We start from the raw sequence: 25,167 nt of genomic DNA on the forward strand, positions 1-25,167 counted from the left end.
GCACCATGCCGTCATGTCGCGCGCACTGACCGATCTCTTCCCCTGTCCGATCGTGCAGGCCCCGATGGCGGGGGGCGTCTCCCTCCCCCGACTCGCCGCGGCGGTCTGCGAGGCGGGCGGACTGGGGTTCCTGGCGGGCGGATACAAGACCGCCGACGGCGTGTACGAGGAGATCAAGCAACTGCGCGGGTTGACCCGCCGACCCTTCGGGGTCAACCTCTTCGTGCCCCCGCGCGACACTCCGGACGCCTCCGCCGTGGACCTCTACGCCCAGCAGCTCGCCGGCGAGGCGGGCTGGTACACCACCCGGCTCGGCGACCGCGCCGGCTCCCGGGACGACGGCTACGACACCAAGGTCGCCGTCCTGGTCGAGAACCCGGTACCCGTGGTCTCCTTCCACTTCGGCGTGCCCACCGCCGAAGTCGTGGACGCCCTGCGACGGGTCGGCACGCTGACGCTGGTCACCGCCACCACGGCCGAGGAGGCGCGGGCCGTGGAGCGCTCCGGGGCGGACGGCGTCGTCGTGCAGGGTGTCGAGGCCGGCGGTCACCAGGGCACCCACCGGGACGTCCCGGAACACGACGGGGCGGGGGTCGGTGTGCTCTCCCTGGTCGCGGAGGTCCGCGAGACGGTGGACCTGCCGATCGTCGCGGCGGGAGGGGTGATGCGAGGCGCGCAGATAGCCGCCCTGCTGGCCGCCGGCGCCGTGGCGGCCCAGCTCGGCACCGCCTTCCTGGCCGCTCCCGAGTCGGGTGCCCACACCCTGCACAAGCAGGCCCTGACCGACCCCCTCTACGACGGGACCCGTCTGACGCGGGCCTTCTCGGGGCGTCCGGCGCGTGGTCTGCTCAACCGCTTCGTCCGGGAACACGGCCCGTACGCACCGGCCGCCTACCCCGAGGTCCACCACCTCACCGCCCCGCTCCGCAAGGCAGCGGCGCGGGCCGGCGACTCTCAGGGCATGGCGCTGTGGGCGGGGCAGGGGCACCGAATGGCCCGTCGGCTCCCCGCCGGGCAACTCGTGGAGATCCTGATGTCCGAACTCGCGCTCGCCGTCTCGGCGGTGCGGAACCTCGAAGAGGAGGCGGGACGTTGACGGCGCCGGTGTTCGTGGACGAGTCGTTGGGCTCGATCGACCCGCACGACCGGCCCTACGTCCTGGACGGCCCCGAGGGCCGGCACGCGGTCTCCGTCAAACGACTCCGACCCGGCGAGACGCTCGTCCTGACGGACGGGCGCGGCCACTGGGCCGAGGGCGTGGTCGGAGCCACCGAGGGCAAGGACCGGCTGATCCTGGACACCCTCTCCGCCGTGCGACACGAGGCCCCGCCGCGGCCCCGGGTCGTCGTCGTGCAGGCCCTTCCCAAGGGCGACCGGGGCGAACTCGCCGTGGAGACGATGACCGAGGTCGGCGTCGACGCGATCGTGCCCTGGACCGCTTCTCGGTGCGTCACCAAGTGGCAGGGGGACCGCGGACGCAAGGCTCTCGCCAAGTGGCGGGCCACCGCGCGCGAGGCCGGCAAACAGTCCCGGCGGACCCGGTTCCCCGAGATCGGGGAACCGGCCACGACCAAGGGCGTGGCGGAGCTGCTCGCGGGAGCCGACTTCGCGGCCGTGCTCCACGAGGCCGCCGACACCCCGCTGGCCACCGTCGACCTGCCGAGCGACGGGACCGTCGTCCTCGTGGTGGGCCCCGAAGGCGGGGTCTCGCCGGAGGAGACGGAGATCTTCTCCGGCGCGGGAGCCCGCGGTTGCGTGCTGGGCCCCAGTGTCCTGCGCACCTCGACGGCCGGCACCGCCGCGGTCGCCCTCCTGCTCGGCCGCACCGGCCGTTGGGGCTGACCCGCGTCTCGCGACCCGCGCCCCGAGGCCTCGTCGGCCACCGAACGCGGCCTGGTGCGACGGTCGGTGGCGGCGTGCCGCGTCCTCGGACCGCACCGGACGCACCTCGGGCCACTGCCGACGGAACGACCCCGCGCGGCGCCGCCCGCCGGCGATTCCCGGGATCCCGCCCGCGCGGGTCCCGCCGCCGACGCGACCGATACGATGCCCGGGCAGCGATCATCGGCGTGAGGAGGCCCCATGCCAGGGGAACCGCAAGACGACTGTCTGTTCTGCAAGATCGTCGAGCGGGCCGTGCCGGCGACGGTCGTCCGCGAGACCGCCACCACCGTCGCCTTCCGCGACATCAGCCCGCAGGCCCCCACGCACATCCTGGTCATCCCGAAGGCGCACCACCGGGACGCCGCCGCGCTGGCCACCGCCGATCCCGAGCTCGCCGCCGACGTGCTGCGCGAGACCCGGGCCGTGGCGGACGAGGAGCGACTGGACAGCTACCGCATCGTCTTCAACACCGGCAGCGGCGCGGGTCAGACCGTCTGGCACGCGCACGCCCACGTGCTGGGCGGGCGTGGCATGCAATGGCCCCCGGGATAGCGCGGGATGTCCGTCCGCGAACTCGTCGTCCTGGGCACCGCCGGTCAGGTGCCCACGCGACACCGCAACCACAACGGCCACCTGCTCCTTTGGGACGGCCAGGGCATCCTCTTCGACCCGGGTGAGGGAACACAGCGGCAGATGCTGCTCGCCGGGGTCTCGGCGCACGACATCGACCGGATCTGCGTGACGCACTTCCACGGAGACCATTGCCTCGGTCTGCCGGGAGTGATCCAGCGGATCAACCTCGACCGGGTCGACCACCCGGTCACCGCCCACTACCCGAGGTCCGGCCGGCACTTCTTCGAGCGGCTCCGGTACTCCAGCGCGTACCACCAGCGTGTCGACCTCACCGAGACCCCGATCGACGGCGACGGCGTGTGACTCTGTTGCGCATTTTGGCTGGTGCTACGCGGCGAGTTGGTAGACGAGGCGGGACAGGCGGCTTGTCCAGGATCGTCTGGTGCGGTGGGGCTGGCGGCTGGCCCAGTGGGCGTCGAGCCGGATGATGTTGATCGCGGTGGCGGAGAAGGCGTGTTGGAGGGTGACCTTGGGCAGGCCGCGGTAGCGGGCCCGGCGCATCCCGGTGACGTCGAGGGCCTGGTTGATGGTGCCCTCGACACCTGCACGCAGGGCGTACTTGGCCTGCCAGGTGTCGCTCTTCTGCTCGGCGCGGGCGGCGGTGACGTGCTCGTGGACCTCGCGGGGCCGCAGGGTGAGCATGCGATTGCCGCGGACGGCAGCGGTGCACCGCTCGCGGGAGGGGCAGGGGCGGCAGTCACCGCCGGCGAAGGCGATCACGATGGCGTCGCGGCCGTGCTGTTGCACGGGATACCAGCCGGTGCTGGTGCTGCCCTCGGGGCAGGTCACCTGGCGGGTGTTCCAGTCGATCCGGAACGCGGCCTTGTCGAAGCCCTCGGCCTCCCGTGCCTGGCGGGAGTGGTCGCCGAGGAGCGGGGTGATCATGGTGATGCCGTCGCGGGCCGCGTCGGTGACGAGGTCGGCGGAGGGGTAGCCGGAGTCGAGGTAGTGCTCGCCCGGCTTGACCTGGCGTTCGGCCAGGCGGTGCTGGATGGCGGCGGTGGCAGTCACGTCCGGCGCGGTCGAGGCGGTGGTGGCCACGTCCGTGATCAGGTGCGGGGCGCCGGCCGCGGCGGGAGCGGTGCCGTCAGTGCCGCCCGCACCGTCAGTGCCGTTGTCGTTGTCGCAGGTCTCGGTGAGGTGGACCTTGTAGCCGCACCAGAACAGCTCGTCTCCCTTCGCCGACCAGCGGGCATCCGCGTCGTAGGGCGAGGCGAGCCGCAGTTGTCCGGGCGGGACGCCGTCACTGTCGGCCTCCCGCTTCCTGACCACCTCCCGTCCCCGGGCGTTGCAGGTGACGTGGTAGGTCTGCACGAAGATCCGCCGCAGCAACTCCACCGGCTCCACTTCGCGCAGCCAAGCGGGGCATCCGGCTCGCGCACGGCGCGCAGCAGCACGAGCGCGTCCTGCCCGTAGACCTCGGCGAGCCGGTCCCGCCTGGTCTTCGACGACGGCAGCCGCCAGGAATCCACGCGGGCCGCATACCGCAGCTCCCACTCGGCGACCCGCTCAGCCCCGAACCGGCCCGCCAGCCAGGACGGCGCCGCACCGGCCAGCGCCTCCAGCACCGCGCGCACGCTCTCCCCGGCCAGCTCCAGACGGTTCAGGTCCCGCACCGCACTGATCACGTGCGTGGAGTCCGTGCGCTGTTTCCCGCCCGCGCCGACCAGGCCCTTGCCGCGGCAGTGCTCCAGCAGCCGGTCGAAGACCAAGCGCTCCATGCCGTGCTCGACCAGCCGAGCCCGGAACCTCGCCAGCACCGTGAAGTCGAAACCGGTGTCGGTCAACTCCAGTCCCAGCGCGTACTTCCACGACAGGCGCTCACGCACCGCCTCCGCGGCCTGCCGGTCGGTCAGGTTCTCCGCGAACTGCAACACCGTGACCAGCGCCAGCATCCCCGGCGACAATCCCGCCGGCCCGCGCGCACCGAACGCCTCCGCGAACGGCTCGTCCGCGAACACCCCCGCCAACTCCTCCCGAACCCGCATCGCCAGCGAGCCGTCCGGGAACACCACCGCGGCCACCGCCGCCGTCAACTCCGGAACCTCTGGTAACCCCTGCGGCCGCATCGACACCGAGCACCGTCCTCCCCGGGCCCCGCAACAACCCGGCAGGACCCAACGGAACGATCATCCCCGACCCGACGAGCACCCCGCAGCAAAATGCGCAACAGAGTCGCGTGTTGGCGCAAACTCCGGCCTACACCCTGCGGGCCCACCGACTCTCCCATCCCGTCGAGTCCTACGGCTACCGCCTCACCGAGCCCGACGGTCACCGCATGCTGCCCGAGCGGCTCGCCGCCCACGGGATTCGGGGGGCCGACGTCGGTCGCCTCCAGAGCCAAGGACGGTTGGGCGCCGTCCGTCTGGAGGACGTCGCCGAGCCGCGCCCCGGCCAGCGGTTCGCGTTCGTCATGGACACCCGGCTGTGCGACGGGGTGTACGCGCTCGCCGAGGGGTGCGACCTGCTGGCCATCGAGTCCACCTTCCTCGACGAGGACGAGCGGCAGGCCGTCGAGTACGGACATCTGACGGCCGGACAGGCCGGTCGCGTGGCCCGCGAGGCGGGCGTGCGTCACCTGGTCCTCACCCACTTCAGTCAGCGCTATCCCGATCCGGCGGAGTTCGGACGGCAGGCCCGGGCCGCCGGTTTCGACGGCGAGTTGACCGTGGCACGGGATCTGCTCCGGGTCGCCGTCCCGCCGCGTCGCTGAGGCGGGACGGGCCTGCCGTGCCACGCGGGCCCTCCTCGCCCCGGCCGCCCGGCGCCGGAGCGTCCCCGGACGGGACCCCTGCGAGGCGACCGACGCCGGACCTCGTACGATGCCCGGATGCCTCTGCCCAAAGCCGAACTGCACGTCCACATCGAAGGCACCCTGGAGCCCGAGCCGGCCTTCGAGTTCGCCGCGCGCAACGGTGTGCCGCTTCCCTACCCCGACGCCGCCGCCCTGCGCGCCGCCTACCGGTTCGGCGACCTCGGCTCCTTCCTGGATCTGTACTACGCGCTGATGTCCGTCCTGCGCACCGAGCGGGACTTCACCGAACTGGCCGACGCCTACCTGGCCCGCGCCGCGGCGCAGGGGGTGCGGCACGCGGAGATCTTCTTCGATCCCCAGGCGCACCTGTCGCGCGGCGTCGCGATGGGCACGGTGGTGGAAGGGCTCTGGCGGGCGTTGGGCAGAGCCGAGCGCGACCACGGCGTCTCCACCCGTCTCATCATGTGCTTCCTCCGCGACGAGAGTGTGGAGTCCGCCATGAGGACGCTCGACGAGGCGCGACCGTACCTGGACCGGATCACCGGTGTCGGACTGGACTCCGCCGAGGTGGGCCATCCGCCGGGGCCGTTCCGCGAGGTGTTCCTGGCCGCCGCCGACCTCGGCCTGCGGCGGGTCGCGCACGCGGGGGAGGAGGGCCCTCCGGAGTACGTCACCGAGGCCCTCGACGCGCTCGGCGTCGAACGCGTCGACCACGGGTTGCGCTGCCTGGAGGACCCGGCGCTGGTGGAGCGGCTGGTACGAGACCGGGTTCCGCTGACCCTGTGCCCCCTCTCCAACGTGCGCCTGCGGACCGTGGACACCCTCGCGGATCATCCGTTGCCCGCGATGATGGACGCCGGGCTGATGTGCACGGTCAACTCGGACGACCCCGCGTATTTCGGCGGCTATGTCCAGGACGCCTTCGACGCGGTCCGCGACGCCCTGGCGTTGTCCCCCGAGCGGCTGCGGGAACTCGCCCGGAACTCCTTCGAGGCCGCGTTCCTCGACGACGACGAGGAACGCAGGTCCCGCTATGTGGCCGAGGTGGAGGGATACGTCTTCCCCTGACCTCCTCCGCGGCCGGCAGGCCGGGGATTCCCGCCTGCCGCCACCGGTCGGGCGGGGGCTCGGACGGGTTCCCGCCGCGCGGTGCGGGCGCGGGTGCCCCTCCTCGGCAGGCGCGGCTTCCGGCCGGTCGCGATCGACCGGCGGGCGTTCCCCGCGAAGCGGACCGTCTCCCCGCCCGCGGTCAGGAGGCCGACGAGCCGGGGTTGGTGGCCGCTTGGCGGGGCCCCGCGGTCCCGTAGTCGCCCCGGACCGGGGCCTTGGCCGGGTCGACCGGGATGACGACCACCGGTTGTTCCGGCGCGCCGACCTCGGGTACGGCGCCGCTCGGGGTGCCGGTGGCCCCGGCGACGACGGCGGCCGGGTGTCCCCCGCGTCGTCGGATCGCTCCGGCCAACAGCGGGCGTCCGCCGGCGGACAGCGCCACCGCGGTCATCGGCAGCGCCGCCAGGAGGAGAAGGAGGCTCAGGACGAGGCCCATCAGCGGGAAGCCGGCCCGGGCGGACAACACGCCCCCGGCCAGCGGTCCGGCGGCGGCTCCCAGGGAGGCCGCCGACCCCACGAGCACCGCCCACCGTCCGCGCGGGTCGAGCGAGGCGGCCAGGCCGATCAGGTACGACAGCACCACCGGGTACAGGGCGTTCCACGCGATCTCGCCGGCGGCGAACGTCACCGGGCCGGTGGAGGAGGCGGTCAGCGCGACACACCCGGCGATCACGACCGTGCCACCGCCGATCGGGATCGCACGCCCCAGCCGGGAGCCGAGCACACCCGCCGCGAGCACCCCGAGGAGACCGGCCCCGAGGGCCACCGCCAGCACCGCGCCCAGCGCCGCCTCCCCGAGGCCCGCCTGGTCCAGCCCGATCCGGCCGCTGACGCCCCAGAGGGAGTTCTGTGCCAGAGCCCAGCAGGCCATCGCCGCCGCCAGCACCACTCCGGCGCGCCGGCGGACGAGTGGTGAGCGGCGGGGTGCGTGCTCGCCCGGCGGCCTGCCGTGCCCCGTCCCGGCCGGAAGGCGGCCGGTCAGCGGCCAGACCACCGACGCCGTCAGGGCGATCGCGGCCATCGGGGTGCCGTGGCCGGGCCCGAGGCGGGGCACGACGAGGTAGACCAGGCCGGCCAGGGCGGAAACGGTGAGCAGGCCGAGGGTGGACGTCCGGTGGGCATCCCGCTCCGCGGCGATGCGGGTGGCGGCGACCGTCGTCGCGGTGCCGGAGCCGAAGCCGCCGACCACCGCCCCGACCACGACGGCCGGCACGGCCGTGGTCAGTGCGGCGGTTCCGTAGCCGAGAACCGCCAGGGAGAGGCCGATCCTGGCCAGCCGTCGGGGTCCGGTGCGCTCGACCCGGGTGGCCAGGAGGAAGCCCGCGCCGGCCGCACTCAGCAGCAGGGCGCTGCCGACGGCCCCCGCCTGAGTGGGGGTCAGTGCCAGGTCGGTGTCCAGCCTGCCGACCGTCGTGGGCAGCAGGTAGGGAGCGAGGTAGCCGGCGGTGAAGAGGGCGACGAGAGGCCAGGAGGCGGTGCGGGGGGCGAACACGGGCGTTCCCAGGGCGTGGCGGGGCAGGGGGCGGTACGGCGAGAGGTTCGCCGGAGAGGCGGTGTGTGGCAGGTGCGAGGTGCGAGGGGCGCGGTGGGGCAGGGGGGTGCGGCGGGCCGAGGGCGTCGGTCGTGGACCGAGGCGAGCACGGGGCCAATTTGTATCAAGGGGGAGGAGCGACCGACGAGGACAATTCATGTGATGTGAATCACATGTGGTTTCGGTATGAACTACTGGGGTAGCAGCCTCGGGCTCCCTTGCGTCGGGACCTGCCGTGAGGTCGCCTCGCGCGCCTCCCCGCGTGGTGTGCCGGCGGGCCCGGACAGCGGTGTGCGGCGCGCGGGGGAGGGGCGGCCGGGGTCGAGGCCGCCCTGCCTCCCGGCGCGGGCCGGGCGGGGGCACGGCACCGTGGTGCACACTGGCCTCACCCGCCCCGTGTCCCACCCGCGACAGGGAGCGCACCGTGACAGCGTCCCCAGAGCCCCCTCAGAGCGCGGCCTCGCCGCCCGCTTCCCGTCGTCACGCGCCGAGACCCACCGCGCAGGTCGATCCGCTGGCCCGCCTGCGCGCCCCGGGGGACCCGCACCACGATGTCCACCTCACCGGAGCGGTCTTCCTCGACATCGTCTTCACCGGCCTCGACTCCGCGCCGCTCCGGGGGAGCGAGTCCTGGGCCAAGGGGATGGGGTCGAGCCCGGGCGGCGTGGCGAACCTGGCGGTCGCACTGGCCAGACTGGGGCTGCGCACCTCGCTTGCCGGCGCCTTCGGCGACGACCACTACGGGGACCACTGCCGGGATTCCCTCGCCCGGGGAGAGGGAATCGACCTGAGCCTGTCCCGCACCGTGCCCGGCTGGCATTCGCCGGTGACGGTGTCCATGGCGTACGAGGGCGAGCGCACCATGGTCTCCCACGGCCACGAGCCGCCCGAGCGGCCGGCCCCCGCCGGCCCGCCGCCGGCCCGGGCCGCCGTCGCCTCCCTCGCGCCGGGGCACCCCGCCCCGTGGATCGCCCGGGCCGCCGCGCGGGGGACCCGCCTCTTCGCCGACGTCGGCTGGGACGAGACCGGAGCCTGGGACCTCGCCTCCCTGGAGGACCTCGACCGCTGCGAGGCATTTCTCCCCAACGCCGAGGAGGCCATGCGCTACACCCGGACCGACTCCCCGCGCGCCGCGGCGCACGCCCTTACCGACCACGTGCCCGTCGCCGTCGTGACCCTGGGCGCCCAGGGCGCCTACGCCGTGGATCGGCGCACCGGGGAGACCGCCGAGGTGCCCGCGATCGATGTCGAGGCGCTGGATCCGACGGGCGCGGGAGACGTCTTCGTGGCCGGTTTCGTGACCGGCACGCTCGCCGGCTGGCCGTTGGCCGACCGGCTCGCCTTCGCGGGGCTGACCGCCGCGCTGTCCGTCCAGGAGTTCGGCGGCTCGCTGTCGGCACCGGGGTGGTGCGAGATCGCCGCCTGGTGGCGGACGGTGCGCGAAGTGCGGCACCAGGACCCGTCCCCGCTGCGCAGGTACGCCTTTCTCGCCGACCTCGTGCCCCGGGAGCCGATCCGGCCGTGGCCGCTGCGCCGGGCCGTGCCGACCATCGGCTTCCGACCGCCGCGCTGACCACGTCGGGCGGGCCCGGCGGAGGACGCCGCGGCCCGTGTCGGCAGCGGCGTCGGGGCGGCGGGCCGGCGGGGCGTCGGGAGCGGAGACCGAGCCGCCCCCGCCAAGGCCCGGGTCTCAGAGTGCGGAACGTGAGCTCTTGTCCGTTTCGTGATTGAGGGTTGGGGAAGGACCGCTGGTCGTGGGTTCGGGGTGGCCTTCAGGTCTCGGGGCGGGTGAACAAGCCGGGTTCAGGTTCGACGAGGATGCCGCGGCTGACCAGGCGTTTCAGTTTGGAGCGGATGCCTTCGGTGTTCTTCGGGAGGGTCGGCAGGTCGAGGGCCTGGCAGAGGTCGCGGGCGCGCATCGGTCGGCCCTCGTCGGCCAGGGCGGTGAGGATCTGCTGGTAGGCGGGGTGGTCCGGGATGTCGGGGCGGTCCGGCTCAGTGGCGGGTGTGGGCAGTGGGAGAGCGAGGAGGGTCTTGCGGGTGATGCGCAGGTTCTCGCTCTCCGCGTCGATCTCGCCGAGCCGCACTCTGAGAGTGCGGTATGTGGCGTTCTGTCGGTCTTGTCATCGCTCGATGGTGTGACGTTGGGGCATCGTTGCCGGTCAGGCGTTCGGGGTTCGCTTGGGTTGTGGCATGAGCATGCGCAAGCCGTACCCGAGTGATCTCACCGATGAGCAGTGGGAGCTCGTCGAACCCGTGATCACGGCGTGGAAGGCCCGGCATCCGTCGGTCAGCGGGCATCAGGGGAAGTACGCGATGCGGGAGATCGTGAACGCCATCCTCTACCAGAATCGCACGGGGTGTCAGTGGGAGTTCCTGCCCCACGACATGCCCCCGCCCGGAGCGGTGAAGTACTACTTCTACCTCTGGCGCGACGAGGGCACCGACCAGGACATTCACGACCTGCTGCGCTGGCATCTGCGAGAGAAGCGGAAACGATTAGCCGACCCGAGCCTGGTGATCCTGGACACGCAGAGCATCCACGCCGCAGTCGGCGTCCCGGCCACGACGACCGGCAAGGACGCCGCGAAAAGGGTGCCGGGGAGGAAGAGATGCCTGGCCGTGGACGTACTGGGCCTGGTCGTGGACTGCGTCGTCCTGCCCGCCTCCGCGCACGAGAACACCGCCGGCATCGCCCTGCTGGACGGTGTCGCCGGGCAGTGCGACACCGTGGCCAAAGCCCTGGTCGACCAGGGCTTCAAGAAGAAGGTCGTCGATCACGGCAAGAACGTGGGCATCGACGTCGAGATCGTCGAGCGCAACCCGGCCGGCAAGGGCTTCGTCGTGCAGGCCAAGCGGTGGATCGTGGAGCAGACGAACGGGATCCTGATGTTCTACCGCCGTCTCGTACGCGACTACGAACACCGGCCCGCCTCCTCCCGATCCCGCGTCTTCTGGGCGATGACCTCCGTGATGAGCCGCCGACTCACCGGAGCCACCCTCGCTTCCTGGAGGACCACGTGAGCGAGAACCCACAGGTCAAAGCCATCCTGGAACACATCGAAACCCGCGAGCGTGAACTAGCCGACCAGGCCGGGCAGTTCCGGGACCGCATCGAGGAGCTCAGAGTGCGGCTCGGCGAGATCGACGCGGAGAGCGAGAACCTGCGCATCACCCGCAAGACCCTCCTCGCTCTCCCACTGCCCACACCCGCCACTGAGCCGGACCGCCCCGACATCCCGGACCACCCCGCCTACCAGCAGATCCTCACCGCCCTGGCCGACGAGGGCCGACCGATGCGCGCCCGCGACCTCTGCCAGGCCCTCGACCTGCCGACCCTCCCGAAGAACACCGAAGGCATCCGCTCCAAACTGAAACGCCTGGTCAGCCGCGGCATCCTCGTCGAACCTGAACCCGGCTTGTTCACCCGCCCCGAGACCTGAAGGCCACCCCGAACCCACGACCAGCGGTCCTTCCCCAACCCTCAATCACGAAACGGACAAGAGCTCACGTTCCGCACTCTGAGCTCCTCGATGCGGTCCCGGAACTGCCCGGCCTGGTCGGCTAGTTCACGCTCGCGGGTTTCGATGTGTTCCAGGATGGCTTTGACCTGTGGGTTCTCGCTCACGTGGTCCTCCAGGAAGCGAGGGTGGCTCCGGTGAGTCGGCGGCTCATCACGGAGGTCATCGCCCAGAAGACGCGGGATCGGGAGGAGGCGGGCCGGTGTTCGTAGTCGCGTACGAGACGGCGGTAGAACATCAGGATCCCGTTCGTCTGCTCCACGATCCACCGCTTGGCCTGCACGACGAAGCCCTTGCCGGCCGGGTTGCGCTCGACGATCTCGACGTCGATGCCCACGTTCTTGCCGTGATCGACGACCTTCTTCTTGAAGCCCTGGTCGACCAGGGCTTTGGCCCAAGGCCGTGAAGTTAGGGTTCGGGAGCCGACGTCAAGATGTCGATGCTGATGGTGGCCTTGTACGTGTGGCGGTCGACCTTGATGCTCTTGTAGGCGTATCGGGACAAGGGCCGTTTGACCGCGCGGGGGACTCTGTTGCGCATTTTGGCTGGTGCTACGCGGCGAGTTGGTAGACGAGGCGGGACAGGCGGCTTGTCCAGGATCGTCTGGTGCGGTGGGGCTGGCGGCTGGCCCAGTGGGCGTCGAGCCGGATGATGTTGATCGCGGTGGCGGAGAAGGCGTGTTGGAGGGTGACCTTGGGCAGGCCGCGGTAGCGGGCCCGGCGCATCCCGGTGACGTCGAGGGCCTGGTTGATGGTGCCCTCGACACCTGCACGCAGGGCGTACTTGGCCTGCCAGGTGTCGCTCTTCTGCTCGGCGCGGGCGGCGGTGACGTGCTCGTGGACCTCGCGGGGCCGCAGGGTGAGCATGCGATTGCCGCGGACGGCAGCGGTGCACCGCTCGCGGGAGGGGCAGGGGCGGCAGTCACCGCCGGCGAAGGCGATCACGATGGCGTCGCGGCCGTGCTGTTGCACGGGATACCAGCCGGTGCTGGTGCTGCCCTCGGGGCAGGTCACCTGGCGGGTGTTCCAGTCGATCCGGAACGCGGCCTTGTCGAAGCCCTCGGCCTCCCGTGCCTGGCGGGAGTGGTCGCCGAGGAGCGGGGTGATCATGGTGATGCCGTCGCGGGCCGCGTCGGTGACGAGGTCGGCGGAGGGGTAGCCGGAGTCGAGGTAGTGCTCGCCCGGCTTGACCTGGCGTTCGGCCAGGCGGTGCTGGATGGCGGCGGTGGCAGTCACGTCCGGCGCGGTCGAGGCGGTGGTGGCCACGTCCGTGATCAGGTGCGGGGCGCCGGCCGCGGCGGGAGCGGTGCCGTCAGTGCCGCCCGCACCGTCAGTGCCGTTGTCGTTGTCGCAGGTCTCGGTGAGGTGGACCTTGTAGCCGCACCAGAACAGCTCGTCTCCCTTCGCCGACCAGCGGGCATCCGCGTCGTAGGGCGAGGCGAGCCGCAGTTGTCCGGGCGGGACGCCGTCACTGTCGGCCTCCCGCTTCCTGACCACCTCCCGTCCCGGGCGTTGCAGGTGACGTGGTAGGTCTGCACGAAGATCCGCCGCAGCAACTCCACCGGCTCCACTTCGCGCAGCCAAGCGGGGGCATCCGGCTCGCGCACGGCGCGCAGCAGCACGAGCGCGTCCTGCCCGTAGACCTCGGCGAGCCGGTCCCGCCTGGTCTTCGACGACGGCAGCCGCCAGGAATCCACGCGGGCCGCATACCGCAGCTCCCACTCGGCGACCCGCTCAGCCCCGAACCGGCCCGCCAGCCAGGACGGCGCCGCACCGGCCAGCGCCTCCAGCACCGCGCGCACGCTCTCCCCGGCCAGCTCCAGACGGTTCAGGTCCCGCACCGCACTGATCACGTGCGTGGAGTCCGTGCGCTGTTTCCCGCCCGCGCCGACCAGGCCCTTGCCGCGGCAGTGCTCCAGCAGCCGGTCGAAGACCAAGCGCTCCATGCCGTGCTCGACCAGCCGAGCCCGGAACCTCGCCAGCACCGTGAAGTCGAAACCGGTGTCGGTCAACTCCAGTCCCAGCGCGTACTTCCACGACAGGCGCTCACGCACCGCCTCCGCGGCCTGCCGGTCGGTCAGGTTCTCCGCGAACTGCAACACCGTGACCAGCGCCAGCATCCCCGGCGACAATCCCGCCGGCCCGCGCGCACCGAACGCCTCCGCGAACGGCTCGTCCGCGAACACCCCCGCCAACTCCTCCCGAACCCGCATCGCCAGCGAGCCGTCCGGGAACACCACCGCGGCCACCGCCGCCGTCAACTCCGGAACCTCTGGTAACCCCTGCGGCCGCATCGACACCGAGCACCGTCCTCCCCGGGCCCCGCAACAACCCGGCAGGACCCAACGGAACGATCATCCCCGACCCGACGAGGACCCCGCAGCAAAATGCGCAACAGAGTCGCGGGGGCCGAGGCGGATTCGCCGGGCGGGCATGAGAGTGCCCAGGACCGCGTGCCCGATCGCGCCGACGAGGTCGATGACGGTGTCGGCGATCACGCCTTGAGCCTGGACGATCTGGTCACGGGCGGTGTTCAGGGCGATGGAGAAGCTGCATCGGTCGGGATCGGCGCCGGATGCCTGGGCAGCGTCGGCTATGGCGATCCGGATCACCTGGTAGGCGGTCAGGAGAGCGTAGATCTCCTGGGCGATGCCGGGCCAGGTCCGAGAGCGCAGGACGCGTCGGCCGAGCATCGATTTCTTGATCTCGAAGTAGGCCGATTCCACTTCCCAGCGCTCGTGATAGAGCCTGACCAGGTCGAATGCCGGGTGGGTGCGATGGTCAAGGAGCGTGGTGGCCAGCCGGTAGGCGCCGGTGCGGCGGCCCGCGCTGGTGGCGATGGTGATCTCGCAGATGATGACGCGGACCTCGATGTCACCGATCCTGGACAGGAACGAGCCGTCCGCAAAGACGGCCAGGACGGGCGGCTTGCGTCCCGAGGAGAGACGGGCGAGGAAGTCCGCTCCGGCGCCGGCGACGGTCGTCAGGAACGGATTGGAGGAGAATCCCCGGTCCAGCAGGACGATCATGTCGTTGGTCAGGGAGCGTGCCAGGCGGCGGCCCAGGACGGACTCGCCGGGCTTGCGGGGCCCGAAGACCGCGTCGATGACCGCGCGGGTGCCGCAGGCGACCAGGGCCACCAGCATGACCTGCGGGTATCCCGAGGCGGCGGTGTACTGGTTGGACCCCTTGCCCAGCTTGGCGCGGACCGCTTCGTCGTCGGCGACGTCCAGGTGGGTACCGTCGATCGCGACGACGAGCAGGCCCTTCCAGCGTGCTCCGGTCGTACGGATCGCGGAGACGGGTCCGCGCAGGACGTCGAACAGGGCTCGCACCGGGCGCACGCCGAGCCGGCAGCGGGCGTGCCACAGCGCGGTCGCGGTCACTTTCACCAGGGGCAGCCCCACCAGGGCGCCGGTGAGCTTGCGCCATACCTCGCGATAGCCGCAGTCCTCGAACAGGGCTGCGGCCAGCAGCAGGTAGACGATGACCCGCGCGGGCAGTTTCCGCAGCCGTTGCTGGACCGTTCCGCACTCGACAAGCACGGCATCGACCAGCTCGAACGGAACGATCCGGGTCAACTCACCTAAGTGACCCGGGGCATAGAGTCCTTCGGCCACCTTGACGACACGCGTGATGGCAGACTGTCCGGACAGCGGAGCCTCCGGTGAGTGAACGGTTGTCTTGGTCGACTGCCAGTTCTACCGGGGCTCCGCTTCTTGCGTCTCCCGAACCCGCAGATCACAGCCCTATCGACAACCCAGCCCGGACCGTAACTTCACGGCCTTGGGCTTTGGCCACGGTGTCGCACTGCCCGGCGACACCGTCCAGCAGGGCGATGCCGGCGGTGTTCTCGTGCGCGGAGGCGGGCAGGACGACGCAGTCCACGACCAGGCCCAGTACGTCCACGGCCAGGCATCTCTTCCTCCCCGGCACCCTTTTCGCGGCGTCCTTGCCGGTCGTCGTGGCCGGGACACCGACTGCGGCGTGGATGCTCTGCGTGTCCAGGATCACCAGGCTCGGGTCGGCTAATCGTTTCCGCTTCTCTCGCAGATGCCAGCGCAGCAGGTCGTGAATGTCCTGGTCGGTGCCCTCGTCGCGCCAGAGGTAGAAGTAGTACTTCACCGCTCCGGGCGGGGGCATGTCGTGGGGCAGGAACTCCCACTGACACCCCGTGCGATTCTGGTAGAGGATGGCGTTCACGATCTCCCGCATCGCGTACTTCCCCTGATGCCCGCTGACCGACGGATGCCGGGCCTTCCACGCCGTGATCACGGGTTCGACGAGCTCCCACTGCTCATCGGTGAGATCACTCGGGTACGGCTTGCGCATGCTCATGCCACAACCCAAGCGAACCCCGAACGCCTGACCGGCAACGATGCCCCAACGTCACACCATCGAGCGATGACAAGACCGACAAAACGCCACATCTCGCACTCTGAATGGCGAGCAACCCCCGCAGGCGCGGGGACGACACACCGACACCCGTGACCGTGGCGTTCCCGCAGGAGCAACCCCCGCAGGCGCGGGGACGACTGGGAGCGCCCCGGGGGGTCGGCCCGACCCGGGGAGCAACCCCCGCAGGCGCGGGGACGACCGCGTCGGCCAAAGCCGGATCCGGCGACATATGGAGCAACCCCCGCAGGCGCGGGGACGACCCGGTGGCGGTTCCCGGTGGCGGGCGGTACCCCGAGCAACCCCCGCAGGCGCGGGGACGACAACATCCCGAACCGCGCCTCCCGCGACATCGGAGAGCAACCCCCGCAGGCGCGGGGACGACCGTCCAGCGCGCCATGTCCGACGGGCCGACACCGAGCAACCCCCGCAGGCGCGGGGACGACGGAAGATCCGGCCCTGAATCCACGAAGAACACCGAGCAACCCCCGCAGGCGCGGGGACGACCACAAGCTCATCGCACCGAATCTCCTCACGCGGGAGCAACCCCCGCAGGCGCGGGGACGACTACGCTCGTCAACGCAACGTTTCCTGTCTCGCCGAGCAACCCCCGCAGGCGCGGGGACGACGGTCGGGTGCGTACGGGGAGGGCGGCGGAGGTGGAGCAACCCCCGCAGGCGCGGGGACGACAGCGGGAGACGACCGCACAGCGTGTTTCAGGCGGAGCAACCCCCGCAGGCGCGGGGACGACATGCCCGGCTGACGCCACTCCGGCGGCACCTGGGAGCAACCCCCGCAGGCGCGGGGACGACGCGACCATGGGCAAGTCGTCGACGTCCTCCGGCGAGCAACCCCCGCAGGCGCGGGGACGACTGGGTGCGGCCGGTTCGGTCGACGAGTCCAGCGGAGCAACCCCCGCAGGCGCGGGGACGACATCGCCAACGCCAACCGCGGCAAAGGCCGCAAGGAGCAACCCCCGCAGGCGCGGGGACGACACTTCTTGACCTGCAGTGACGCTGCCAAGAGCCGTGCTTTTCATTTACCTGGGTTCAGCTCTGTTGTTTTCGCCCCAGGCGATGTCAGTGGTAGAGCCTATGGTGCCGGGACGTTGGATTTGGGGGGTTTCGTGGATCGTGGGACTTCGATCGTCGAGTTGATGAAGGCGATGGGTCTGTCGCCGGAGGCCGTCGAGCGGGTGTCGCGGCTGTGGGGGAAGTCAGCCGCGCGTAACGGCGGACGAACGCATCTGCTGCTGGGGCATCTGCTGGACACGGCTGCTGTGGCGGGGGTGATGTGGGACAGGTATGTGTCGCCGGCGTTCCGGCGGCGGCTGGACGAGATCAGTGGTGGCCGGGGGCGGTTGTGGTTCATGTGGGTGTGCGGCATTCACGACTGCGGGAAGGCGTGCCCCGCGTTCCAGGCCATGGATGCCGCTGAGGCCGCGCGGGTGCTGGCGGCGGGGCTGACGTGGGGGCGTCTGCCGACGGACCGGCGGAAGCGGTGGCGTCATGACGTGGCCGGAGCCGTGCTGCTGATGCCGCAGATGGTCGCCCAGTGGGGTGACGAAGAGGCCGCCGGGTGGGTATGGCCGCTGGTCGCCGGGCACCACGGGACGTTTCCGTCGGCCGCTGCTCTCAGGCCACCGCGAGGGGCCCAGGGCCGGGGCGCCGCTTGGGAGGAAGCCCAGCGGGTGGTCGTGGACGTCTTCACGCGCGCCGTCGGCTTCGAGGACTTGGCGGCCGCGCGGCCGGTGGGCTCCCTGCGGAAGGCCGAGCAGTTGGCGTTGTCGGGCCTGATCGTGATGGCGGACTGGATCGCCAGCGACAGTAGCCGGTTTCCCGGTCTGGCGGACGCCGGCCTGATCTCCTTCGACGGTGCGCGAAACCGTGCCGAGGTGGCCTGGGAACGGCTGCGTCTGCGTGGAGGCTGGCGGGATCTCCGCTTGCCGGAGCATCCGCTGGACCCGCTGACCCACCGCTTGGGCGTGCGGCCGCGGGCGTCGCAGAGGGAGCTGGTGGAACGAGCCTGGTCGATGCCGGCGCCGGGGCTGTTGGTGGCCGAGGCCCCGATGGGCGAGGGTAAGACGAAGGCGGCGTTCGCGGCCGCCGAGATTCTGGCTGCGAGGTTCGGCCTCGACGGGGTGTTCGTGGCGATGCCGACTCAGGCGACGAGCGATCCGATGTACGACCAGGTGCTGCGGTGGGTGCGCACCTTCGGCCCGGAACTCGAGTCGCAGGTCGCGCTCCTGCACGGCCGTCGGCGGTTCAACGCCTGGTGGCGGACCATCTGGGATGGGAAGCCGCGCCCGGACGGCGATGAGTGCGGATGCGAGGACGGGAGCGGCCTCGGCGCTGCGGACATGGCCGACGACGATTTCGGCGCGATCGATGAGGACGCCGATTACGGCGTGGTGCCCGCTGATCCTTCGACGGACCGGGCCGCCGACCTCCGGGCGGACGGTCCGGCGTACTGGTTCCTGGGGGACAAGCGCGGCCTGCTCACCGCGTTCGCGGTCGGAACGGTCGACCATCTGCTGCACGCGGCGACCCGTACCCGGCACGTCATGCTCCGGTTCGCGGGGCTGGCCGGGAAGGTCGTCGTCGTGGACGAGGTTCACGCCGCCGACGTCTACATGCGACAGTTCCTCGTCGAGGCGCTGCGCTGGTTGGGGCAGGCGGGTGTTCCCGTGGTGCTGCTGTCGGCGACGCTGCCGCCCGCTCAGCGGCAGCTGTTCGTCGACGCCTACCTGTCCGGCGTACTCGGCACGGCGGACGTGCACCAGCCCGTGCCGGAGCCGGCCGGGTACCCGTGCGTCACGGTGGCCTACGGTGTCGACGGCCGGGCGGTGGCCGGGACGTCTCGGGAGGCGGTGCGGTCTTGGCGCGAGTCGGCGCCCGTGCGGCTGGCCTGGCTGCCCGATACGGACCCTGAAGGTAAGCGGGTCGCCGTGGCCGTGCGGAAGTCCGTCGCCGACGGAGGGGTCGCCCTGGTGGTGGTCAACCAAGTCGACCGGGCCCAGGCCATCTACCGCGATCTCCGGGACGGAGGCTTCGACGGTGCACTGCATCTTCTGCACGCGCGCCTGTGCGCCGCCCACCGCGCGGACCGGACGGCGGAGTGTCTGCGGCTGATGGGGCCGCAGGCCGGTGAGGACCGACCGGAGCGCATGGTCGTGATTGCCACTCAGCTTGCCGAGCAATCCTTCGACGTGGATGCCGACGTGCTGATCACCGACTTGGCGCCCACCGACCTCCTCCTCCAGCGCATCGGCCGGCTGCACCGGCACACCGGTACTCGTCGCCCGGTCGCACACCGGGTGCCCCGCGTGCTGGTCAGTGGTGTGGCGCCCGGCCGGGACGGGACACCGCGGTTTCTGCGTGCCTCGGAGCGGATCTACGGAGAGTGGTCGCTACTGCGGGCGGCGGCCCTGGTCACGCGGGCCGCGGGCCCGCTCGCGGCCGGGGAAGCGGGCGAGGCGTCATCGGGTTGGAGCATTCCCGCGGACGTGCCAGGGCTCGTGGCGCATGCCTACGGGAACGCCGAGATCTGCCCGGCGGAGTGGAACGAGGCCGGTGCTTGGGAGCAGTGGCAGGCGAAGGAACGGAAGCGGGAGAAGAACGCCGAGGAGTACCTGCTGTGCCGTCGGCGGGAGTGGGCCTTCCCGACGCTGGAGGGACTCCATTACGCCGGCAGCCGCGCCGCGTCCGAGAGGCAGCTCGATGCCGTCGTCCGTGACGGTGACCCGCCCGTCGAAGTGGTCATCGTCCGGCGGATCTCCGGGGGCTACCGGGCCGTCGACGGAACCTGGCTCGGAGTGCACGGCGAGGTGGACGACGACGAGGTGACCGACCGGCTGATGGGCGGCACCGTCCGGCTTCCCCCGCGTCTCACGGACGCCGCCCAGGCTGAGCTGAGCCCGCTTCCGGGATGGGCCGGCCGGCCCTGGCTCCGATACCGCCCGGCGCTCGTACTGGAGGAGGACGGCATGAGGCTGCTGGGAGCGGACCGGGTGTCGTACCACGACGAGCTCGGGCTGGTCATCGAGCGAGAGGCGCGGTGATTCGGCTGTGGAGCCGGGCCGGGACCGCCACACCCCGCGCCTGCGGGGACGGCTTCTCGTCCTGAGCGAAACACCAAGCGGGAACACCCCCGTCCTCGGGGAGGCTCCGGCTCCACGAGCCGTGCGCAGGGTACCCGCTGCCTGCCACGATGAAGTGCGCCGGTCGGTCATTCGGACCGAGTTTCCTCGATCAGCTTGAAACAACAAGCGTTTGGGTGTCACGCTGTCGGCGACCGGTCGAGGCCAACTCCACACCGAGCGAGGTGCGGGGGGACGCGGGAATGTCAGCACATGGAGGGGGAACCGCCATGGCCAGCGAGGGAGACCTCGTCCACGATGTATGGCTCAGAGCCGTCCTTCACGACGGCGTTCAGAAGTCCGTCGGACTGTTGGACGCGTTGTCCGATGCCCACACCATCCGGCGTCTCGAGTTGCCGGTGCACACGATGCTGCCGGTGGTGCTCCGGCAACTGCTGCTCCCGGTGATGATCGATGCCCTTGGAGCTCCCCGCAGTCGGCAGGAGTGGGGCGAGCGGTTCCACCGAGGCCGCTTCTCACAGGACGAACGAGATCTCCTTGCGCACTATCTGGGCGCCCGCTACGGGGACCGGTTCCGCCTGTTCCACGCGGAGCGCCCCTTCGCTCAAGTTGCCGGCCTGGAGTCGTTGAACGGGGAGACGAAGACGGCTGCTCAGCTGGTGCCTTCCGTGGCGTCCGGCAACAACGTGCCCCTGTTCAGTGCGCTCAGCGAGGCCGACGAGCTGCTGCTGACGCCGGGGGACGCGGCGTTGTGGCTGCTGCACGTGCACTGCTGGGACACGGCGTCGATCAAGACCGGCGCCGCGGGGGACCCGCGGGCGAAGAAGGGAAAGACGACCGGCAACCCGACCGGGCCGCTCGGCCAGCTCGGAGTGGTCGTACCCACCGGGGAGACGCTCTACGAGACACTGCTGCTGAACACACCGATCCGGCCCGACGGGCCGGAGCCGGGGGACCGGCCGCAGTGGGCGTGGGACGAGCGCCCGGTCGGTCTGGGCTGCCAATCGCCGGCCGGAGCCGCCTGGTCCGAACGCCCCGCGACCGGTCTGCTGGACCTGCTGACCTTCCAGGCCCGCCGGATGCGTCTGATCGTCTGCGAGACGGAGCAGGGGCCGCGGGCGCACCGGGCGATCGTGTCGGCCGGTGACCGGCTGGCACGGACCCCCGAGATCGAGCCGCACACGGCGTGGCAGCACACCGCCAAGCCGAAGAAGGGGCAACCCCACCGGCGGCCCCGCCGGCACGCCTCGGGCCGCGCTGCCTGGCAGGGGCTGGCAACGCTCCTGGCGATGACGCTGCCCGTGCAGAGCGATGGCCCCTACACCTCGCTGTTGCTGCGTCAGATCGGAGATTTGCAGGGCAGCGGGGTCCTGCACTGGCAGTACCGGCTGGGTGTCGAGACCTCGGGTCTCGAGTACGGCACGCAGTCCGCCGTAGTGGAGAACGCAATCGGCGACGACATGCCCCTGCCGGTGAAGGCCCTGCTGGCGCAGGACGACTGGCTGCGTGAAGCCCTGCTGGAGTGTGTGGCGCAGGCGGACCAGGTCGCCCGGGCCCTGGACGGTCTCAACAACGACCTGCGGCGTGCCGCCGGCGGCGATCCGCTGCCCCGTGACAAGGGCAGCCGGCCATCGGCACAGTTCCTGCACTGTCTGGACGGAACCATGCGCCGCCTGCTCGCCGGGCTGCGGACCGTCGACGAGAACGACGAGGAACTTCTGGAGCGCGCACAGCTCGCGTGGGAGCAGTCGGTGCGGATCGCCGCCGACCGGGAGGCGCACCTCCTGCTCGCGGCCGCCCCGCCGCGGGCTGTGGTGGGCCGCACGGTGAAGACCGGCGACAAGGAGTTCACCTACCGCAGCGGCAAGGCCATCGGCGTCTTCCGGACGAAGCTCGCCGAGATCTTGCAGCGAGCCGCCGAGGAACGCCGCGCCGAACGTGAGGAGGCGGCCGCAGCATGAGGACCACCAGCACGACTCCCAGCGGCCGTCCCGCGGCGGGCCGGGCCCGCCTGTCCTTCTGGGAGGAAGCGGTTCAGGACTGGCAGTCGTCGCGCAAGGAAGGGCGGCGACCGGAATTCTCCGAGTACGTCGCACGGAACCTGCGGGCCCTGCGCGAGGGCGTCGGCCGGGAGGCCGGCACCGCCCCGTCCATGCGATTCGTCCATCGCGTCCCCCTGCCGGACGACGGCTTCGATCGCCTCCCGGACCGCTACATCGCGGAGCACCACACGCTCACCCTGTTTGGGTTGCATCAGCATGCCGCGTCCGAACCCGTTCACCGGTCGGGTGTCGGCCTGGGCACCGCCTGCCTGCTGCTGCGCCGCAGCGAGGCGCTGACGGAGGCCGCCGTGGAGCGGCGGCTGATCGCGGCCGCGACCGCCCAGGACATCCACGAGCTGACGCAGCACCTTCAGCGGCTCGTACCACTCCTGCGGCAAGCGGGTATCGCCCTGGACTACACCCGCCTGTTTCACGAACTGACCGCCTGGGACGGACCGGACCGCAATCGGGTGCTGCGCTCCTGGGGCCTGCAGTACACCGATCCCGGCACCCCGGACCCGGGAGACGGGGAGAACGCTGGGCGAGAGCGGACGCCGTACTGGAGAACGTTCGACCCCGGTAGCCAGGATGCCGGGGCGGAACTGGCAGCGCTGCGCTCGGGTACCGGCCGCGAGCCGGGCACGGTCGCCGCGATGTGGCCGTACCATCGCACCCGCATGGCATCCCAGTGGCGGGACAAGGGCTCCCTCACCCGGGACCTGGGGGCTGAACACACCGCGCTCACCCTCTTCGCCCGCCACCAGCAGACGCACGACCGACGGATGTACGTCGCGGGCAACAGCCCGGGCACCGCTGCCGGCCTGCTCGCCGGCAAGGCGGTCGCGGGCAGCGAGGGCAAGGCGAACACCGCGGCGCTGGAGCGGCGCTTCGGCGTTCTGCTCACCTCCGCCGACACCGACGAACTCGCCATGCACCTGCGGTCCCTCGTCCCGCTGCTGAACCAGGCCGGAGTCGGCCTCGACTACGACCTGCTCCGCACCGCGCTGCGGACCTGGGACGACCCCCGCCGCCCGGGCGCCGCCACCGGCTTCCGGCAGCGCTGGGACCGCGACTTCCACGCTGCGGCGTCCTCCTGAAGCCACCCGGTCAGAACGGCCGACTACGGCACCGGGCGTCCGCCCGGCGTCCCCGTTCACCTCAACCCGTCCTCCTTCGCGCCCCGTCCGGGCGGCGCCTCCCATCCTTCAAGGAGTATTGCCATGAGCCGGCCCACCCTCTTCGTCGAGGTCCACATCCTGCAGAGCCTGCCGCCGTCCAACGTGAACCGGGACGACTCCGGCACCCCCAAGCAGGCCGTCTACGGCGGCGCCCGCCGCGCTCGCGTCTCCTCACAGGCGTGGAAGCGGGCCACCCGCACCGAGTACGCCAAGCACGTGCCGGAGACCGACCGGGCCACCCGCACCAAGCGGATTGCCACCCTCCTCGCCCAGCGCCTCGCCCGCCCCGCTTCCGAGGACGGCGCACGTCTCACCGGAGAGCAGGCCGACCGCCTGGCCGCCGCCCTGCTGGAGCCGCTCGGCATCACCAAGTCCACCAAGAAGGACGACCAGTCCGCCTACCTTCTGTTCTTCGGAAAGAAGCAGCTCGACGCCCTGGTCCGGCTGTTTGAAGGACGAGCCGCCGAGCTCGCCGCCCTGCCCGACGACGACCTCAAGAACGAGGTGAAGAAGCTCTCCGTCGTGGAAACGCTGTCCACCGGGCACCCCGCCGAAGTCGCCCTGTTCGGCCGCATGGTCGCCGACCTGCCCGCCCTGAACGTGGACGCCTCCGTCCAGGTCGCGCACGCCCTGTCCAGCCACGCCGTGCGCACAGAGTTCGACTACTACACCGCGGTCGACGACGAGAACACCGACGACCACGGCGCCGGCATGATCGGCACCGTCGAATTCAACTCCTCCACCCTGTACCGGTACGCCGTCCTCGGCGTGCACCAGCTGCGTGACAACCTCACCGACGCCGAGGAGACCCGGAAGTCGGCGGTCGGGTTCGTCGACGCGTTCGCCCGGTCCATGCCGACCGGGCACCAGAACTCCTTCGCCCACCGCACCCTGCCCCACCTGGTGCTGCTCACCGTCCGCACCGACCAGCCCGTGAACCTGGTGTCCGCCTACGAGGAGCCCGTCACCGGCGTCACCGGCCTGGCGTCGGAATCCGTCGTGCGGCTCGCCGACGAACTCAAGGCGGTCGGCGAGACCTGGGGCGACATGCCGCTGCGGACCCTGGCCACCTACACCACCGAAGGCGACAAGATCACCGAGGTCTTCGGCTCCTCCCTGCCCTTCCCGGCCCTGCTCGACTCCCTCGACGCTCTGGTCGGCCAGTGGCTCGCCGACGGCGAGATCGTGCCCGCCGGGACCCCGAAGGCCGACACCCGATGACCCGCAACGACCACGCCGTCCTCGTGCTGCGGCTGGCCGCCCCGCTCCAGTCCTGGGGGGGCCCGTCCCACTACAACCGGCGCGAAACCCGCCCCCGACCCACCAAGTCCGGCATCCTCGGCCTCCTCGCCGCCGCCGAGGGCCGCGACCGCGAGGCGACCCTCACCGACCTGGTCGGCCTACGCCTCGGCGTTCGAGTGGATCAGCCCGGCACCCTGCTGCGGGACTACCACACCTACAGCGACTACCGCGGGCTCCCACTGCTGTCGGCCAAGACCAACGCCAAGGGACAGCAGACCAAGACCACACCGCCCAAGTACACCGGCGTCACCCAGCGCTTCTACCTCCAGGATGCCGTCTTCGTCGCCGCCCTCCGCGGCCCGAAAACGCTGATGCGGAGTCTGGAAGAAGCCGTCCGCAAGCCCGTCTTCCCGCTCTCCCTCGGCCGCCGCTCCTGCCCACCGACCGGACCGGTCAGCCTCGGACTCCGCGCCGACACCCAACTGGAGGACGCCCTGAAAGGGGTGCCGTGGCAGGCGGGCAGCCACCGTCGCCGGCAGGCCCAGGGCGCCCTCGTGTCTCTGGAGGCCACCGTCGAGGACCCGGCCGGTGACCAGTTCGCCGTCGACGTCCCCGACACCTACGACCTCAAGACCGGAACCCGGTTCGGCCGGCGCGCCGTCCGCCACCTCTGGGTCACCGTGCCCACCGGCCACGCCCAGCCGGCCCGCCCCGCAGCGGACACCGGCGCCGCGCGGCAGTCCGACCACGACCCGTTCGCCCTCCTGGGCTGGTGACC

The 25,167-nt window shown here is 71.5% G+C and carries 21 protein-coding genes, 4 pseudogenes and 1 CRISPR repeat array; of the genes and pseudogenes, 14 read left to right on the forward strand and 11 right to left on the reverse strand.

What is annotated here, in order from left to right; genetic code table 11:
- Nucleotides 1–13 precede the first annotated feature (13 nt).
- From JEK78_RS15795 to JEK78_RS15810, 4 genes and pseudogenes are all read left to right on the forward strand, one after another.
- Nucleotides 14–1,096, forward strand: a complete 1,083-nt coding sequence (locus tag JEK78_RS15795; protein WP_200259746.1) for a nitronate monooxygenase — start codon at nt 14–16, stop codon at nt 1,094–1,096.
- Nucleotides 1,093–1,842, forward strand: coding sequence for a 16S rRNA (uracil(1498)-N(3))-methyltransferase (locus tag JEK78_RS15800; protein WP_200259749.1), 750 nt, complete (start codon nt 1,093–1,095; stop codon nt 1,840–1,842). The genes JEK78_RS15795 and JEK78_RS15800 overlap by 4 nt, the downstream gene beginning before the upstream one ends.
- Before the next feature lie 240 nt (nt 1,843–2,082).
- Nucleotides 2,083–2,436: a histidine triad nucleotide-binding protein gene (locus tag JEK78_RS15805; RefSeq protein WP_200259752.1), complete on the forward strand. Its 354-nt coding sequence runs from the start codon at nt 2,083–2,085 to the stop codon at nt 2,434–2,436.
- A 6-nt stretch (nt 2,437–2,442) separates the two neighbouring features.
- Nucleotides 2,443–2,814 (forward strand): annotated as a pseudogene (locus tag JEK78_RS15810) (MBL fold metallo-hydrolase); the annotation flags it as partial.
- 30 nt (nt 2,815–2,844) lie between these two features.
- On the opposite strand, the gene JEK78_RS23430 reads toward JEK78_RS15810, so the two are convergent.
- Nucleotides 2,845–3,684: a transposase gene (locus JEK78_RS23430; RefSeq protein ID WP_242483416.1), complete on the reverse strand. Its 840-nt coding sequence runs from the start codon at nt 3,682–3,684 to the stop codon at nt 2,845–2,847.
- The gene (locus tag JEK78_RS15815; protein WP_242483417.1) at nt 3,567–4,586 is read right to left on the reverse strand and encodes a transposase; all 1,020 of its coding nucleotides are present in this window, start codon (nt 4,584–4,586) and stop codon (nt 3,567–3,569) included. The genes JEK78_RS23430 and JEK78_RS15815 overlap by 118 nt, the downstream gene beginning before the upstream one ends.
- Before the next feature lie 113 nt (nt 4,587–4,699).
- On the opposite strand from JEK78_RS15815, the pseudogene JEK78_RS15820 reads away from it, so the two are divergent.
- Nucleotides 4,700–5,230, forward strand: a pseudogene (locus JEK78_RS15820) (MBL fold metallo-hydrolase); the annotation flags it as partial.
- A 117-nt stretch (nt 5,231–5,347) separates the two neighbouring features.
- A complete protein-coding gene (locus tag JEK78_RS15825) occupies nt 5,348–6,340 on the forward strand; it encodes an adenosine deaminase (RefSeq protein ID WP_200259758.1) in 993 nt (330 codons plus the stop codon).
- A gap of 181 nt (nt 6,341–6,521) precedes the next feature.
- Here JEK78_RS15825 and JEK78_RS15830 read toward each other — a convergent pair whose 3' ends face one another.
- Nucleotides 6,522–7,874, reverse strand: coding sequence for an MFS transporter (locus JEK78_RS15830; RefSeq protein WP_200259761.1), 1,353 nt, complete (start codon nt 7,872–7,874; stop codon nt 6,522–6,524).
- A 553-nt stretch (nt 7,875–8,427) separates the two neighbouring features.
- Between JEK78_RS15830 and JEK78_RS15835 the strand changes: the two genes are divergently transcribed.
- A complete protein-coding gene (locus JEK78_RS15835; RefSeq protein ID WP_242483418.1) occupies nt 8,428–9,486 on the forward strand; it encodes a PfkB family carbohydrate kinase in 1,059 nt (352 codons plus the stop codon).
- A gap of 199 nt (nt 9,487–9,685) precedes the next feature.
- On the opposite strand, the gene JEK78_RS15840 is transcribed toward JEK78_RS15835, so the two are convergent.
- Nucleotides 9,686–10,000, reverse strand: coding sequence for a hypothetical protein (locus tag JEK78_RS15840; protein WP_200259767.1), 315 nt, complete (start codon nt 9,998–10,000; stop codon nt 9,686–9,688).
- Nucleotides 10,001–10,106: 106 nt separating this feature from the next.
- Here JEK78_RS15840 and JEK78_RS15845 point away from each other — a divergent pair, with 106 nt between their 5' ends.
- On the forward strand, nt 10,107–10,937 hold the full coding sequence (locus tag JEK78_RS15845) for an IS5 family transposase (protein WP_200259770.1): 831 nt from the start codon (nt 10,107–10,109) through the stop codon (nt 10,935–10,937).
- A complete protein-coding gene (locus JEK78_RS15850; RefSeq protein ID WP_200259772.1) occupies nt 10,934–11,356 on the forward strand; it encodes a hypothetical protein in 423 nt (140 codons plus the stop codon). Before JEK78_RS15845 ends, JEK78_RS15850 begins: the two co-directional genes overlap by 4 nt.
- Before the next feature lie 41 nt (nt 11,357–11,397).
- On the opposite strand, the gene JEK78_RS15855 is transcribed toward JEK78_RS15850, so the two are convergent.
- The 7 genes and pseudogenes from JEK78_RS15855 to JEK78_RS15875 all read right to left on the reverse strand — a co-directional run.
- Nucleotides 11,398–11,541 (reverse strand): hypothetical protein, encoded by a 144-nt coding sequence (locus tag JEK78_RS15855; protein WP_200259775.1) that lies wholly within the window; start codon nt 11,539–11,541, stop codon nt 11,398–11,400.
- Nucleotides 11,538–11,825, reverse strand: a pseudogene (locus tag JEK78_RS15860) (restriction endonuclease); the annotation flags it as partial. The gene JEK78_RS15855 and the pseudogene JEK78_RS15860, both read right to left, overlap by 4 nt.
- 17 nt (nt 11,826–11,842) lie before the next feature.
- Nucleotides 11,843–11,974 carry a hypothetical protein gene (locus JEK78_RS23690; protein ID WP_277953074.1) on the reverse strand — a complete coding sequence of 44 codons (132 nt, stop codon included), beginning with the start codon at nt 11,972–11,974 and terminating at the stop codon, nt 11,843–11,845.
- Nucleotides 11,975–11,985: 11 nt separating this feature from the next.
- Nucleotides 11,986–12,825, reverse strand: a complete 840-nt coding sequence (locus JEK78_RS15865; protein ID WP_242483416.1) for a transposase — start codon at nt 12,823–12,825, stop codon at nt 11,986–11,988.
- Nucleotides 12,708–13,727 (reverse strand): transposase, encoded by a 1,020-nt coding sequence (locus tag JEK78_RS23435; protein WP_242483419.1) that lies wholly within the window; start codon nt 13,725–13,727, stop codon nt 12,708–12,710. Before JEK78_RS23435 ends, JEK78_RS15865 begins: the two co-directional genes overlap by 118 nt.
- Before the next feature lie 60 nt (nt 13,728–13,787).
- Entirely contained in the window at nt 13,788–15,014 is a 1,227-nt protein-coding gene (locus JEK78_RS15870; RefSeq protein ID WP_200259781.1) for an IS4 family transposase, read from the reverse strand.
- A 235-nt stretch (nt 15,015–15,249) separates the two neighbouring features.
- Nucleotides 15,250–15,771 (reverse strand): annotated as a pseudogene (locus tag JEK78_RS15875) (IS5 family transposase); the annotation flags it as partial.
- Between the two features lie 109 nt (nt 15,772–15,880).
- Nucleotides 15,881–16,823: a CRISPR direct-repeat array (repeat unit 28 nt; unit sequence GAGCAACCCCCGCAGGCGCGGGGACGAC).
- A gap of 131 nt (nt 16,824–16,954) precedes the next feature.
- Here JEK78_RS15875 and cas3 point away from each other — a divergent pair.
- The 5 genes from cas3 (at nt 16,955) to cas5e (ending at nt 25,165) form a co-directional block, all read left to right on the forward strand.
- On the forward strand, nt 16,955–19,888 hold the full coding sequence (gene cas3, locus JEK78_RS15880; RefSeq protein ID WP_200259784.1) for a CRISPR-associated helicase Cas3': 2,934 nt from the start codon (nt 16,955–16,957) through the stop codon (nt 19,886–19,888).
- Between the two features lie 308 nt (nt 19,889–20,196).
- The gene (gene casA / locus JEK78_RS15885; RefSeq protein ID WP_200259787.1) at nt 20,197–21,888 is read left to right on the forward strand and encodes a type I-E CRISPR-associated protein Cse1/CasA; all 1,692 of its coding nucleotides are present in this window, start codon (nt 20,197–20,199) and stop codon (nt 21,886–21,888) included.
- Nucleotides 21,885–23,066, forward strand: a complete 1,182-nt coding sequence (gene casB, locus JEK78_RS15890) for a type I-E CRISPR-associated protein Cse2/CasB (protein WP_200259790.1) — start codon at nt 21,885–21,887, stop codon at nt 23,064–23,066. Before casA ends, casB begins: the two co-directional genes overlap by 4 nt.
- 123 nt (nt 23,067–23,189) lie before the next feature.
- A complete protein-coding gene (gene cas7e / locus JEK78_RS15895; RefSeq protein WP_200259793.1) occupies nt 23,190–24,368 on the forward strand; it encodes a type I-E CRISPR-associated protein Cas7/Cse4/CasC in 1,179 nt (392 codons plus the stop codon).
- Nucleotides 24,365–25,165 (forward strand): type I-E CRISPR-associated protein Cas5/CasD, encoded by an 801-nt coding sequence (gene cas5e, locus JEK78_RS15900; protein WP_200259796.1) that lies wholly within the window; start codon nt 24,365–24,367, stop codon nt 25,163–25,165. The genes cas7e and cas5e overlap by 4 nt, the downstream gene beginning before the upstream one ends.
- The last annotated feature ends 2 nt before the right edge of the window (nt 25,166–25,167 follow it).

It is taken from the genome of Streptomyces sp. HSG2, assembly GCF_016598575.1.
Lineage (GTDB): Bacteria > Actinomycetota > Actinomycetes > Streptomycetales > Streptomycetaceae > Streptomyces.

What these genes read in the sequence shown, in the direction of transcription:
- JEK78_RS15795 (WP_200259746.1), top strand. Translation starts at nt 14, where the DNA reads ATGTCGCGCGCACTGACCGATCTCTTCCCCTGTCCGATCGTGCAGGCC.
- JEK78_RS23435 (WP_242483419.1), bottom strand. Translation starts at nt 13,727, where the DNA reads ATGCGGCCGCAGGGGTTACCAGAGGTTCCGGAGTTGACGGCGGCGGTG.
- cas7e (WP_200259793.1), top strand. Translation starts at nt 23,190, where the DNA reads ATGAGCCGGCCCACCCTCTTCGTCGAGGTCCACATCCTGCAGAGCCTG.
- JEK78_RS15805 (WP_200259752.1), top strand. Translation starts at nt 2,083, where the DNA reads ATGCCAGGGGAACCGCAAGACGACTGTCTGTTCTGCAAGATCGTCGAG.
- JEK78_RS15845 (WP_200259770.1), top strand. Translation starts at nt 10,107, where the DNA reads ATGAGCATGCGCAAGCCGTACCCGAGTGATCTCACCGATGAGCAGTGG.
- JEK78_RS15815 (WP_242483417.1), bottom strand. Translation starts at nt 4,586, where the DNA reads ATGCGGCCGCAGGGGTTACCAGAGGTTCCGGAGTTGACGGCGGCGGTG.
- cas5e (WP_200259796.1), top strand. Translation starts at nt 24,365, where the DNA reads ATGACCCGCAACGACCACGCCGTCCTCGTGCTGCGGCTGGCCGCCCCG.
- JEK78_RS23690 (WP_277953074.1), bottom strand. Translation starts at nt 11,974, where the DNA reads ATGCGCAACAGAGTCCCCCGCGCGGTCAAACGGCCCTTGTCCCGATAC.
- casA (WP_200259787.1), top strand. Translation starts at nt 20,197, where the DNA reads ATGGCCAGCGAGGGAGACCTCGTCCACGATGTATGGCTCAGAGCCGTC.
- JEK78_RS15825 (WP_200259758.1), top strand. Translation starts at nt 5,348, where the DNA reads ATGCCTCTGCCCAAAGCCGAACTGCACGTCCACATCGAAGGCACCCTG.
- casB (WP_200259790.1), top strand. Translation starts at nt 21,885, where the DNA reads ATGAGGACCACCAGCACGACTCCCAGCGGCCGTCCCGCGGCGGGCCGG.